The sequence below is a fragment of the Paraburkholderia fungorum genome (assembly GCF_046027605.1).
In the GTDB taxonomy this organism is placed as follows: domain Bacteria; phylum Pseudomonadota; class Gammaproteobacteria; order Burkholderiales; family Burkholderiaceae; genus Paraburkholderia; species Paraburkholderia fungorum_F.
This window is the reverse complement of record NZ_JAQQEF010000011.1, coordinates 74,215-86,783: the sequence shown is the minus strand read 5'-3', so window position 1 is coordinate 86,783 and position 12,569 is coordinate 74,215. Positions and strand designations below refer to the sequence as shown.

The 12,569-nt window shown below is 62.6% G+C and carries 10 protein-coding genes; 5 read left to right on the top strand and 5 right to left on the bottom strand.

Going from position 1 to position 12,569, the window contains the following annotated elements:
* Positions 1-46: 46 nt before the first annotated feature.
* From PQR53_RS19510 to garD, 4 genes are all read right to left on the bottom strand, one after another.
* Positions 47-1,039 (bottom strand): TRAP transporter substrate-binding protein, encoded by a 993-nt coding sequence (locus tag PQR53_RS19510; RefSeq protein WP_408457139.1) that lies wholly within the window; start codon positions 1,037-1,039, stop codon positions 47-49.
* A gap of 599 nt (positions 1,040-1,638) precedes the next feature.
* Positions 1,639-2,580 carry an SMP-30/gluconolactonase/LRE family protein gene (locus PQR53_RS19505; RefSeq protein ID WP_408457136.1) on the bottom strand — a complete coding sequence of 314 codons (942 nt, stop codon included), beginning with the start codon at positions 2,578-2,580 and terminating at the stop codon, positions 1,639-1,641.
* A complete protein-coding gene (locus PQR53_RS19500; protein WP_408457133.1) occupies positions 2,577-3,416 on the bottom strand; it encodes an NAD-dependent epimerase/dehydratase family protein in 840 nt (279 codons plus the stop codon). Before PQR53_RS19500 ends, PQR53_RS19505 begins: the two co-directional genes overlap by 4 nt.
* A gap of 85 nt (positions 3,417-3,501) precedes the next feature.
* A complete protein-coding gene (gene garD, locus PQR53_RS19495; protein ID WP_408457130.1) occupies positions 3,502-5,091 on the bottom strand; it encodes a galactarate dehydratase in 1,590 nt (529 codons plus the stop codon).
* Between the two features lie 216 nt (positions 5,092-5,307).
* On the opposite strand from garD, the gene kdgD reads away from it, so the two are divergent.
* The 3 genes from kdgD to PQR53_RS19480 all read left to right on the top strand — a co-directional run bounded on the left by kdgD (position 5,308) and on the right by PQR53_RS19480 (position 8,689).
* Positions 5,308-6,225 (top strand): 5-dehydro-4-deoxyglucarate dehydratase, encoded by a 918-nt coding sequence (gene kdgD / locus PQR53_RS19490; RefSeq protein WP_408457127.1) that lies wholly within the window; start codon positions 5,308-5,310, stop codon positions 6,223-6,225.
* A 144-nt stretch (positions 6,226-6,369) separates the two neighbouring features.
* On the top strand, positions 6,370-7,722 hold the full coding sequence (locus PQR53_RS19485) for an MFS transporter (protein ID WP_408457125.1): 1,353 nt from the start codon (positions 6,370-6,372) through the stop codon (positions 7,720-7,722).
* Positions 7,723-7,945: 223 nt separating this feature from the next.
* Positions 7,946-8,689 carry a FadR/GntR family transcriptional regulator gene (locus PQR53_RS19480; protein ID WP_408457122.1) on the top strand — a complete coding sequence of 248 codons (744 nt, stop codon included), beginning with the start codon at positions 7,946-7,948 and terminating at the stop codon, positions 8,687-8,689.
* Positions 8,690-8,846: 157 nt separating this feature from the next.
* On the opposite strand, the gene PQR53_RS19475 is transcribed toward PQR53_RS19480, so the two are convergent.
* Complete coding sequence (locus PQR53_RS19475; RefSeq protein WP_408457119.1) at positions 8,847-10,430, bottom strand: aldehyde dehydrogenase (NADP(+)); 1,584 nt, start codon at positions 10,428-10,430, stop codon at positions 8,847-8,849.
* 220 nt (positions 10,431-10,650) lie between these two features.
* On the opposite strand from PQR53_RS19475, the gene garL reads away from it, so the two are divergent.
* Together garL and PQR53_RS19465 are read left to right on the top strand one after the other, a co-directional pair.
* Complete coding sequence (gene garL, locus PQR53_RS19470; RefSeq protein WP_408457116.1) at positions 10,651-11,451, top strand: 2-dehydro-3-deoxyglucarate aldolase; 801 nt, start codon at positions 10,651-10,653, stop codon at positions 11,449-11,451.
* 11 nt (positions 11,452-11,462) lie between these two features.
* Positions 11,463-12,377 (top strand): 2-hydroxy-3-oxopropionate reductase, encoded by a 915-nt coding sequence (locus tag PQR53_RS19465; RefSeq protein WP_408457113.1) that lies wholly within the window; start codon positions 11,463-11,465, stop codon positions 12,375-12,377.
* Positions 12,378-12,569 lie beyond the last annotated feature (192 nt).

Genomic DNA, 12,569 nt, shown 5'->3' with positions numbered 1-12,569 from the left:
GCAGCAGCTAGCTGTAAGGCCTTTCTCCACCGCGTTACCGCTGAACTTATTTGACTGCCTGGATTTCGTCGACGAGCTGCTTCATTTGCGGGGTCTTCTCGTACTTCGCCCAGACCGGCTGCATCGCCTTCACGAAAGCCGGACGATCGATCTGCGACGCGGCGACGATAGTCGCGCCGCCCTTGGTGACCGTTTTCGCCGCGTCGTTCTCGCGTGCGGTCCACAGCTTCTGGTAGTAAGGCACCGAATCAGCTGCCGCCTTCTTGATGATTTCCTGCTCTTGCGGCGTCAGCGTGTCCCACACCTTCTTGGAGAACACCAGAACTTCCGGCGTCATCGAATGCTGGGTTTCGGAATAGACCTGCGCGACTTCGAAGTGCTTGGTTTCTTCGTACGACGGCAGATTGTTTTCCGCGCCGTCCACGAGGCCGGTCTTCAGGCCCGTATAGACCTCGGCGAACGGCATCGGCGTCGGCGTACCGCCCATTGCCTTGATTTCATCGACCATCAGATCCGAAGGCTGCACACGCACCTTCAGGCCCTTCATATCAGCGGGCGAATGAATGGCCCGTTTGGCGTACATCGAACGCGCGCCGCTCTCATAGAACGTCAACGCGATCATGCCCTTCGCCTTGAAGGCGTCGAGAATCTTCTGGCCTTCCGGGCCGTACATCACCTTGCGGAAATGGTCGATGTCGCGAAACAGGAACGGCAGCGACGGAATCATCGATTCAGGAACGATCTCGTTGAACGCAGCACCGTTTGCGCGTGCCATGTCCAGCGCGCCGATGCGCACCTGGTCGATGGTGTCGTTTTCGGAACCCAGCGCGCTGTTGCCGAAGACCTTCACGGAATCCTTGCCACCGGTTGCCTTGTTGATCTCTTCACCCATGTACTTCACGGCCATGTTGGTCGGATAGGTGTCGCCATGCACGTCCGAGACGCGGAATACGCGCGCGTGGGCCGAGACGGTGCTGAACGCCAGCACGGAGGCTGCGACGATCATCGAAACACGGGAAGAGGCAAACTTGTTTTTCATCGTGACATTCCTTGAAATTAGATCATCCAATCGTTGCGGAGGGCCGCACGCGGATGCGACATGGTTTTGGTGCGTCTCCCGGCTCCTCGCGCGCCGCCCTTGCGGGTAGCGGGCGCCTTGCCGTGCTGGCCTGTTTGACGTCCCCGGCACAGATGCTCAGCACTCCTGTCAGACAACTCGACTTCTTTACTTCGACTGCATCGGCAGGACCTCCGCGCGCGTGAGTCATGCGCGCAGAGCACACTGCCCTCTATATCCAACCACCCAAGCTATCTCGAAAGCAATTTGTTTGGGCTCATATGTTGTACGACGACATATGAAGTCTATAAAACACGGTTTGAGTTGTACAGCCGGTATTTACCCGCACGAGAGTGCGTTTGACGTAAGAGTTTCCGGATTGAAATCAGGCGTAAAAGCCATGCCAGATGGGCACTTGAGCGCAGTCACCCCCTCCCGGGATTATATTTTTCGTGGAGAGGGGCATGACCGGAAAGTGGCATTTTTGCCACTATGTTGTACGACGAGTGATGAATAAATGACAACAACTGTTCGGCGCCGACGCACTAATACGCCGACGCCGGTCTCATGCACTTCGCTTATCAGAGTTTGCCAGCGTATTCCGGCTCGGGCAGACCACTCACGCCCGGGCGAACCGCAAACAGATGACCGTCATGTTCGGTGGCGCCAGTCGCGGGACGAATCGACGTCACGAATAGCGTATCCAGATTGTCGCCGCCGAACGCGCACATCGCCGGCTTCACGGCCGGCACGGCAATCTGCCGGTCGAGCTTGCCTTGCGGCGTAAAGCGAAGCAGCCGGCCCGCGTCGTTCGCGCAGATCCAGTAGCAGCCGTCCGCGTCCACCGCGGCACCGTCGGGACGCCCGATGTAATCATGCAGATCAGCGAACACGCGCCGATTGCTCGGCTCGCCCGTTTCGATGTCGTAGTCGAATGCCCAGATTTGCCGGCGCAGCGGATGCGAGTCCGACAGATACATCGTGGTCCCATCGGGCGACCACGCCAGACCGTTTTGCGTGATCAACGCATCGACGACCGGCTGCGACAAGACGCCGTGCTCATCGAAGCGATAAAGCGCGCCGGCGGGATTCGCCGCCGCCATGTCCTGCACCATCGTGCCGGACCAGAAGCGTCCCTGGCGGTCGCAACGGCCGTCGTTAAAACGCATGTCGGCAAACGGGAACACTGGCGCGGCAAGCTTCCTGCCGGTCACGGCCAGCGGCTCACGATTGGATGCACCCTTAGATGCATCTTCAGTCAGCGAGACCGCAAACAGTCCGGTCTCACAGCCCGCCAACACCATGCCGCGACGATCGAACGCGAAGCAGGCCACTTTCTCCGGCAATACCCATTCAGACCGCTCGCCCGAACCGAGCCGCAGGCGCACGATCTTCTGCGCCGGAATATCCACCCAGTAGAGCGCCTGTTCCGCCGCACGCCATACCGGGCTCTCGCCGACCGACGCGGGCGCCTGCCCCGCCGCCTCGACACGCTCCACGGGCGGGTGCGCCGCCGCGCTCATCGCTTCGGCTCCATCGGCCCGGCCAGCACAAAGGGACCGCCCTGGAAATGCTGCGTCGGGTCGTCGAGCTCGGCGGTAGGCGCCGTGACGGGAAAGAGATGCTCGAACTCGACCGAACTGTCTTGCGGACGAAAGCCGAGGAACGCAGCCTTGGTGTTATCCACCCATTTGGTCCGGTTATCCGACACGCCATAGACGATCGCGTGGCCGACCCGGTTGGTGAACAGCGAGCAGCGCACCAGTTCGATGAAGTCGCGAAAGCTCAGATAGGTGACGAGCATGCGCGGATTCTTCGGTTGCTCGAACGACGAGCCGATCCGCAAGCACACCGTCTCGAGACCGAAGCGGTCGAAGTAATAGCGCGACAGCGATTCGCCGAAGCACTTTGTCACGCCGTACAGGCTGTCGGGGCGCAGCGGCGCATCGATATCGAGCACCGAGGTGGTCGGATGAAAACCCACGGCATGATTCGAGCTCGCGTAGACGATGCGCTTGACGCCCTGCTTCTGCGCGGCCGAATAGAGGTTGTACAGGCCGCGAATATTCGCCTCGAGCAGATCTTCGAACGGCGCCTCGATGGAAATGCCGCCGAGATGGACCACCGCATCGACGCCCTCGAGCAACCCGTGAACCGCGGCTTCATCTGCGAGATTCACGATCGCGGCTTCTTCGTGCGCCGCCAGCTCGCCCAGCGGCGCGATATCGCTGATGCGTACGACATCGGCCCACGCGGCGAGCGCACCGCGCAACTGCTGGCCGAGATTGCCGGCAGCGCCGGTGAGCAGAAGACGGCGGAAGGGTTTCTGTGCCGCGCGGTCAGGGTTCGAATCAGTCATGTCTCTGTCTTTTCGTGATGAATATCAGCTACTCGCAGCCAAAGGCAGCCACAAGCAGCAGCCACAAGCGGCACCACCCGCACTATCAGGTCACCGGCGCCGGATTGAACAGCGTCAATGCGTTGTGGAGTTTGAGTTTCTCCGCGCAGGTCTCTTTACGTCCGCTTGCGACGTCGAGCATCAGGCGGAACAGCTCCCAACCCACGTCTTCGATCGTCGCCGCGCCGGTTGCAATGGTACCGGCGTTGATGTCCATCAGATCGTGCCAGCGGCGCGCGAGATCGGAGCGCGTCGCAACCTTGATGACGGGCACTTCCGCGAGGCTGTACGGCGTGCCGCGGCCCGTGGTGAACACATGCAGATTGATGCCCGCGGCGACTTGCAGGGTGCCGCAGATGAAATCGCTGGCCGGCGTGGCCGCGTAAATCAGGCCCTTCTGCTTGACCTTTTCGCCCGGCGACAGCACGCCGGAGATCGCCGAGTTGCCCGACTTGATGATCGAGCCCATCGCCTTTTCAACGATGTTGGACAAGCCGCCCTTCTTGTTGCCAGGCGTGGTGTTGGCGCTGCGGTCGGCGCCGCCGCGCTTCAGATAATCGTCGTACCACTGCATCTCGCGGATGATCGCGGCAGCCACCTCCGCGTTGGCCGCGCGCGCCGTCAATTGATCGACGCCGTCGCGCACTTCGGTGACTTCGGAGAACATGACCGTGGCACCGGCGCGCACCAGTAAGTCGGTGGCGAAGCCCACCGCGGGATTCGCGGTCAGCCCGGAAAACGCGTCGCTGCCGCCGCATTGCACGCCGATCACCAGATCGGAGGCCGGGCAGGTTTCGCGACGGCGGTTATTCAGCCGCTTCAGATGGCCGTCGGCCATTCTCATGATCGATTCGATCATCGACTGGAAGCCGACGTGCGAGTCGTCCTGAAGCACCACCACATCGCCGTTCATATCGGCCTCGACGTCGCCGATGTCGGCGACTTCGGCGACATTCGCAGCCGCGGCAATCGGAATCGTGCCCGGCGGCATCAGACGTTCAGGCTGCAGCTTCTCGCAACCGAGGCTGACCATCATCACTTCGCCGCCGAAATTCGGATTCAGGCTGATGTTGCGTACCGTGCGGATCGGCACCATCGCGTCGGGCGCGTCGATCGCGACGCCGCAGCCATAGGTGTGGCCGAGGCTCACCACGTCGTCGACGTTGGGATAGTTCGGCAGCAGTTCGGCCTTGATGCGCGTGACCGCATGCTGAACCACATCGGCCACACACTGCACCGTGGTCGTGATGGCCAGAATGTTGCGCGAACCCACCGAGCCGTCTGCGTTGCGGTAGCCCTCGAACGTGAAACCTTCCAGCGGGGGCATCTCCGGCGCCTTGATGGTGGCGATCGGCAGATCTTCCAGTCCAGGCGGACTCGGCATGCGGATCACGTGCTCGTTGATCCAGCTGCCCTTCGGCAAGGCCTTGAGCGCGTACCCGATCACCACGTTATAGCGGATGACCTCATCGCCTTGCGCAAGATCGGCCAACGCGACCTTGTGCCCCTGCGGGACACGCTCGCGCAACGCGAGGCCATCGGGAAATACGGCGCCCTCACCCAGACCGCCGTCGTTGACGACGATCGCGACATTGTCATTGGGGTGAACGCGAATATAGAGGGGGGATTGTTCCATTACATCGATCCTTATGGCGGTTTCAGGCCTGGTTCGCCAATCATTCATACGTCATCCTACAACATGGGACAGCGGCCAGACGTTCCGTATTTACCCTATAGCGTGCATTATGCCGCGAAAACACCGTTGAGTTAGTCAATTTGTTGTTGTACGATGACGTATAAGAAATCTCCATTTCTACAAATTCCACTCTATTGCCGCCCCTGGATACTCATCATGACGACACCGCAGGAACTGAAGCAGATCGTTTCGGAAGGCCTTCTGTCCTTCCCCGTTACCGACTTCGACGAACAAGGCGACTTCCGCGCCGATACTTATGCCGAGCGCCTCGAATGGCTCGCGCCTTATGGTGCTTCGGCACTGTTCGTGGCCGGCGGCACGGGCGAATTCTTCTCGCTCACGCATGATGACTACTCGAACGTCGTGCGCACGGCGACTGAAGTCTGCAAGGGCAAGGTGCCGATTCTCGCCGGCGCCGGCGGCCCGACCCGCGTGGCGATCGCGTATGCACAGGAAGCCGAGCGTCACGGCGCGAACGGCATCCTGCTGATGCCGCACTACCTGACCGAAGCCTGCCAGGAAGGCATCGCGGCTCACGCTGAAGAAGTCTGCAAGTCCGTGCCGAACATGGGCGTGATCATCTACAACCGCGCGAATTCCAAGCTTAACGCGGACATGCTCGAAGGGCTGGCCGAACGTTGCCCGAACCTGATCGGTTTCAAGGACGGCGTGGGCGAGATCGAGAACATGGTGACGATCCGCCGCCGCCTCGGCGACCGTTTCTCGTACCTCGGCGGCCTGCCGACCGCAGAAGTCTATGCCGCGGCCTACAAGGCGCTGGGCGTGCCGGTGTATTCGTCGGCGGTGTTCAACTTCATTCCGAAGACCGCGATGGACTTCTACCGCGCGATTGCCGCGGACGACCACGCCACCGTCGGCAAGCTGATCGACGAATTCTTCCTGCCGTATCTGGCGATCCGCAACCGTCGCGCGGGCTACGCGGTCAGCATCGTCAAGGCCGGCGCGAAGCTGGTCGGCCACAGCGCGGGTCCGGTGCGCGCGCCGCTGACCGATCTGACCGAAGAAGAAATGGCTAAGCTCGACGCGCTCATCAAGACGCTCGGCCCGCAGTAATGCAGCACACGGCGCCAAGCGGTGCGAGCCTGGCCGCGCCGGGACGCGCCTGAGTCGCGTACACGGCACCGCAAGGAGCGCCCGGGACGGCAACGTCGCCGGGCGTTTTTTTAGGGCGCGTGCATAAAAATTCAGGAGATGACGATGGAAATGAGCCGCACCGCGAGCCCCGCTCACGCCGCGAAGCGCACTAATGTCCGCTACGCGATTCTGCTGCTGATCTTTCTGATCACGACGTTCAATTACGCGGACCGCGCCACGCTCTCGGTAACCGGCTCCGCGATGCGCGCCGAATTCGGCCTCGACGCGATCCGGATGGGCTACATCTTCTCGGCGTTCAGCTGGGCCTACGTTCTGTCGCAACTGCCGGCGGGCTGGCTGCTCGACCGTTTCGGCGCGCGCCGCGTCTACGCGGCGAGCATTTTCCTGTGGTCGCTGTTTACGCTGCTGCAAAGCTCGATCGGTCTGCTGGGCAGCGCGGGCGCCGCCGTCGCCGCGCTGTTCGTGCTGCGCTTCGCGATGGGCGCGGCCGAGTCGCCAGCGTTTCCAGCCAATGCCAAGGTCGTCGCCAGCTGGTTTCCCACCAACGAACGCGGTACCGCGTCCGCTATTTTCAATGCCGCGCAATACTTCGCGGCGGTCATTTTCACACCGCTGATGGCATGGCTCACGCATGCATTCGGCTGGCACATGGTTTACCTCGTGATGGGCGTGGCCGGCCTGCTGCTCGCCCTCACCTGGCTGAAGGTGATGAAGAATCCCGCCGATCATCCACGTGTCTCGCGCGCCGAACTCGATTACATCGAACAGGGCGGCGGCGTGGTGAACGGGCACAAGCAAGCCACACCGGCTGAAGACATCGCCAGCGCCGGCGGCTGGTCGCTGGTGCGTCAACTGCTGGGCAACCGCATGCTGCTCGGCGTCTATCTCGCGCAGTACTGCATCAACGTGCTGACCTATTTCTTCCTGACCTGGTTTCCGATCTACCTCGTGCAGGCGCGCGGCATGACGATTCTGCAAGCGGGCCTGGTGGCCTCGCTGCCGGCGATTTGCGGATTCTCCGGCGGCGTGCTCGGCGGCGTTTTGTCCGATGGGATGATCCGGCGCGGCCACTCGCTCACCCTTGCGCGCAAGGTGCCGATTGTCGGCGGCATGTTGCTGTCGGTGTGCATCATCGGCTGCAATTACGTGTCGACCGACTGGATCGTGGTCGCGCTGATGTCGCTCGCGTTCTTCGGCAAAGGCATCGGGGCGCTCGGCTGGGCCGTCGTGGCGGATACGTCGCCGAAGGAGGCGCTCGGTTTGTCGGGCGCCATCTTCAATATGTTCGGCAATGTCGCCGGCATCGTGACGCCTATCGTGATCGGCTACCTCGTCGCGAAGACCGGCTCGTTCAACGGCGCGCTGGTTTTCGTCGGCCTGAATGCGCTGTTGACGGTGTTCAGCTACCTCGTGATCGTGAAAGACATCAAGCGGGTCGAACTGCGCCAAAGCTAACCAAAGGGCAGTTAAAGAGGTTGTTTAACGGGCAGTTATCGTACTTCCCCGGCCCACCGGTGAAACCACGCTGCCGGTCTGTCAGGCGCTTGCAACCGGGCATCGAAGCCAGGGCTCGCGCCGATGCCGAAAATGATTTGGCGTTTATATAATCAGTCGTCAGACGACGGTATAATGAATCGCAGGAAGTATCTGCAACTATCTGATTTAAGGGGCGTTTTCGATGGCCACACCACTAGCATCCGCGGTACCGCCACGACGCGCGCGCAATCTTGCCGAGTTTGTCGTCAGCTACGTTACCGATCAGATTGCGACTAACGCCTTGAAACCAGGCGACAAACTGCCGACCGAATCGCAGCTGATGGTCACGCTGAGCGTGAGCCGCACCGTCATCCGCGAGGCGATTTCGCGCCTGCAGGCGGGCAAGATCATCGAGACGCGCCACGGCATCGGCAGTTTCGTGCTGGAACCGCAGCGTGAAAAGCTCGGTATCGACATGGTGCCCGCCACCACCTTGCGCGACGTGCTGTCGATCCTCGAGCTGCGCATCAGCCTCGAAACGGAATGCGCGGGTCTCGCGGCTCAACGGGCCAAACCGGACGACCTCGCGCGCATGCGCACCGCGCTCGACGCGATCGAAGCCACTCGCCACAACGGCCTCGATAGCGTCGATGCCGACCTGCAGTTCCATATCTCCGTCGCGCGAGCAACGGGCAACCGCTATTTCGTCGACATCCTCACGCAAATGGGCAGCGCACTGATTCCGCGCAACCGGCTCGATTCGGCGGGGATCGCGCATGCGGAGCCCGACGCGTATCTGTCGCTCGTCAATCTGGAGCACGAAAGCATTCTCGAGGCGATCACGCGGCACGACGCGGAAGGCGCGCGCGCGGCGATGCGCATGCACCTGTCCAATAGCCGCGAGCGGCTGCGGCGCGCGAACGAAGCTGCTGAAGTGAATGGCTAGCGGCGAATAGCTGGCGCCTGAAGTGAATCGCTGATTCCTGGCGCTGGGTAGCCACTGATTCATCACGCTGGACGCAAAAATGGCCGGGATATCCCGGCCATTTTTTATTTCACGCGGCGCCCACTTGCGCGCCGCTCAAGCACCACTCATGCGTCCCTTAGCTGCGCGTGATCTCACCATCACGACGACGCCACAGGTCCAGCGGATTGCTGTCCGCCAGCGCCTGCGGCAGCAGATCGGCCGGGAAATCCTGATAGCACACCGGACGCAGGAACCGCTCGATCGAGGTCGTGCCCACGGACGTCGCCCGGCTATCGGAGGTGGCCGGGAACGGGCCGCCGTGCACCATCGCGTGCGAAACCTCGACGCCGGTCGGAAAACCATTGACCAGAATTCGCCCGGCCTTGCGCTCGAGGATCGGCACCAGCTTCCTCGCCGCCGCCAGATCCGCGCTGTCCATCTGCACCGTCGCGGTCAGCTGACCGTCAAAGTGCTCGGCAACCGCGAGCATTTCCTGCTCGTCCTTGCAACGCACGATGGTCGAGGCAGGCCCGAACACTTCGTCCTCCAGCGCCGGCGTGGTCAGGAAGGTCTGCGCATCGGTCACGAACAACGCCGCGCGCGCTTGCGTGGGGCCCGTCGCGCCAACGCCTTGCGCCACGGTTTCGACGCCTCTCGTCGCCGCCAGTTTGCCCTCGCCGTCTTCATAGGCGGCGTGGATGCCGGCGGTCAGCATGGTCTGGGCCGGCTTGCCGCTCAGCGCTTCGGACGCCGTTGCAACGAAGCCGTTGAGTGCGTCGCTGTCGACCGCGATCGCGAGCCCCGGGTTGGTACAGAACTGTCCCGCGCCGAGCACCAGCGAATCGACGAAGCCGCGCGCGATGCTCTCGCCGCGTTGCGACAGCGCATTCGACAGGAGGAACACCGGGTTGATGCTGCTCATTTCCGCATACACTGGAATCGGTTCGGCACGGGCGGCCGCCACGCGCATCAGCGACGTGCCGCCTGCGCGCGAACCCGTGAAACCGACCGCCTTGATCGCCGGATGCGCGACCAGTGCTTCACCGACCGAATTGCCGGCGCCGACGATCATCGAGAACACGCCTTCCGGCAGGTCCATTTCCTGCGCGGCCTGCTGAATTGCACGGCCGACCATTTCCGAGGTGCCCAGATGCGCGCGATGCGCCTTCACCACCACCGGGCAGCCCGCCGCGAGCGCCGCAGCGGTGTCGCCGCCGGCCACCGAAAACGCGAGCGGGAAATTGCTGGCGCCGAACACCGCGACCGGCCCCAGCGGAATCTTCTGCATCCGCAGGTCGGAACGCGGCAGCGGCTTGCGCTCGGGCAACGGCGAATCGAGCGTTGCCGTGAGCCATTGGCCCGCGCGTACGACTTGCGCGAACAGTTTGAGCTGCCCTGTCGTACGGCCGCGCTCGCCTTCGAGGCGCGCCTTCGGCAGGCCGGACTCTTCGTGCGCGCGTTGGATCAGCGCGTCGCCGAGCGCCGTGATGCCGTCCGCGATACGCTCGAGAAACTCGGCGCGCACCGTGAGCGGCAGCGCGCGATACGGGTCGAACGCTTTCCGGGCGAGGTCGCACGCGAGCTCGACGTGCGCCACCGAGCCACTGCCGAACACCGGCTCGGCGATGTCGGATCCCGTGGCGGGATTGAACGCACGCAATGGTTTTTCCTCGCCGCGCACCGCTTTGCGACCGATCAGCATTTCGCCGGTAATAGACATTTCGCTTTCCTTGAATGGACGTCTCAGATATAGGTCATCCTACAACATCGCGAGGTCCTCGTGCAACCTGAAACCCATACTCCAAGAGGAATTCGGGTTTACGTGGCCGTTACAACCCACGGAGCCGATGCTACGCTGGAGTCTAGATGTACGACGACCTATAACAACCAGTTTAGCAACCGCAGCTTGCCCGGATAACCCAGTTCCAGGAGACATCCCCATGACAGCCGCCACGCCTTATCAGTCTTTACCCAATAGCTTTCGCCGTGCCGTCTGCGGCGGCGAAACCCTGATCGGCTGCTGGGTTTCGCTCGCCAGTCCGATTGCTACCGAACTGCTCGGCGTGGTCGGCTTCGACTGGATGCTGCTGGATGCCGAACACGCCCCGAACGACGTTCTGACGCTGATCCCCCAATTGATAGCGCTCAAGGACAGCCCGAGCGCGCCGGTGGTGCGCCCGCCCGCCAACGACAGCGTGTTCATCAAGCGGCTCCTCGATAGTGGCTTCTCGAATTTTCTGGTGCCGTTCATCGAGAGCGCCGACGACGCGGCCCGCGCCGTCGCCGCGACGCGCTACCCGCCGCAGGGCATCCGCGGCGTGTCGGTGAGCCACCGGGGCAATCGATATGCCACGGTCTCCGACTACTTCGACATCGCCAACGACAACGTCTGCGTCATCGTTCAGATCGAAAGCCGCAAGGCCGTCGACAATATCGACGAGATTCTTGCCGTGGACGGCATCGACGCCGTGTTCGTCGGTCCGTCCGATCTCGCGGCTTCCTACGGCCACCTCGGCAACCTCGGTCATCCCGACGTACAACAGGCGATTGCGCGCGTGTTCGAGCGCGCCGAGGCCGCCGGCAAGCCGAGCGGCATTCTCGCCACCGTGCAGGCCGACGCGGAGCGCTATCTCTCCATGGGCTGCCGCGTCATCGCGGTCTGTGCGGACATGGGGCTGTTGAAAGCCGGCGCGCAGGCGGTTCAGAAACACTTCATGCAGAAACAGGCGGACCGGAAGTAAACACGGCCGCCATGACATCTTCGGAGGATTCCATGCAAAAAGCAGGCTTTATCGGACTCGGCATCATGGGCAAGCCCATGGCCGCCAACCTTCTCAAGAACGGCGTCGCGCTCGCGGCGTTTACGCGCAGCGGCGTGCCCGACGACCTCACCCAGGCCGGCGCGATCGCGTGCGACAGCCCGGCCGCGGTGGCCGCGCATGCCGACGTGATCTTCATCATGGTGCCGGATACGCCGGACGTCGAACGCGTGCTGTTTGGCGAACAAGGCCTCGCCGACGCGTTGCGTCCGGGACAAACCGTGGTCGACATGAGCTCGATTTCGCCGATGGCCACGCGCGAGTTCGCGGCCCGCGTGCGTGAGCACGGCGCGGACTATCTGGATGCACCGGTTTCGGGTGGCGAGGTCGGCGCCAAGGCCGGCTCGCTGACCATCATGGTGGGCGGCGAAACCGCGACCTTCGAGCGCGTCAAGCCGCTGTTCGACATGATGGGCAAGAACGTCACGCTGATCGGCGCGGTCGGCGCCGGCCAGGTGTGCAAGGTCGCCAACCAGGTGATCGTCGCGGCGACGATCGAGGCGGTCGGCGAAGCGTTGCTGCTCGCCTCCAAAGCCGGCGTCGATCCAGCGCGCGTGCGCGAAGCGCTGATGGGCGGTTTTGCGTCATCGCGCATTCTCGAAGTGCACGGTGAACGGATGACGAAACGCAGTTTCGATCCAGGCTTCCGGATCGAGCTTCACCAGAAGGATCTGAATCTCGCGCTTTCGACGGCGCAGGCGCTCGGCGTTTCCTTGCCGAATACGGCCACTTGCCAGGCGCTCTTCAACGCCTGCGTGGCGCATGGCGGCAAGGCATGGGATCACTCTGCCATGGTGCGTGCGCTCGAAATACTCGCCAATCACGAAATCGGCCAGTCGACCACTTAAGCGCAGTCTGATCCGCGGCGCCGTTCCGCTTGCTCTATGCAGATAGAGAAGGCGGAGCGGTGCGCGTGCGCGTTCGGCGTTCGGCGTTCGGCGTTCGGCGTTCGGCGTTCGCGTTCGCGTTCGCGTTCGCGTTCGCGTTCGGCGTTCGCACGAATCACTACGATAAAGGATCACACTCGCGAATAAAGTTTT

Coding starts and splice junctions, on each gene's coding strand:
- PQR53_RS19510 (WP_408457139.1), bottom strand. CDS start 1,039: ATGAAAAACAAGTTTGCCTCTTCCCGTGTTTCGATGATCGTCGCAGCC.
- PQR53_RS19505 (WP_408457136.1), bottom strand. CDS start 2,580: ATGAGCGCGGCGGCGCACCCGCCCGTGGAGCGTGTCGAGGCGGCGGGG.
- PQR53_RS19500 (WP_408457133.1), bottom strand. CDS start 3,416: ATGACTGATTCGAACCCTGACCGCGCGGCACAGAAACCCTTCCGCCGT.
- garD (WP_408457130.1), bottom strand. CDS start 5,091: ATGGAACAATCCCCCCTCTATATTCGCGTTCACCCCAATGACAATGTC.
- kdgD (WP_408457127.1), top strand. CDS start 5,308: ATGACGACACCGCAGGAACTGAAGCAGATCGTTTCGGAAGGCCTTCTG.
- PQR53_RS19485 (WP_408457125.1), top strand. CDS start 6,370: ATGGAAATGAGCCGCACCGCGAGCCCCGCTCACGCCGCGAAGCGCACT.
- PQR53_RS19480 (WP_408457122.1), top strand. CDS start 7,946: ATGGCCACACCACTAGCATCCGCGGTACCGCCACGACGCGCGCGCAAT.
- PQR53_RS19475 (WP_408457119.1), bottom strand. CDS start 10,430: ATGTCTATTACCGGCGAAATGCTGATCGGTCGCAAAGCGGTGCGCGGC.
- garL (WP_408457116.1), top strand. CDS start 10,651: ATGACAGCCGCCACGCCTTATCAGTCTTTACCCAATAGCTTTCGCCGT.
- PQR53_RS19465 (WP_408457113.1), top strand. CDS start 11,463: ATGACATCTTCGGAGGATTCCATGCAAAAAGCAGGCTTTATCGGACTC.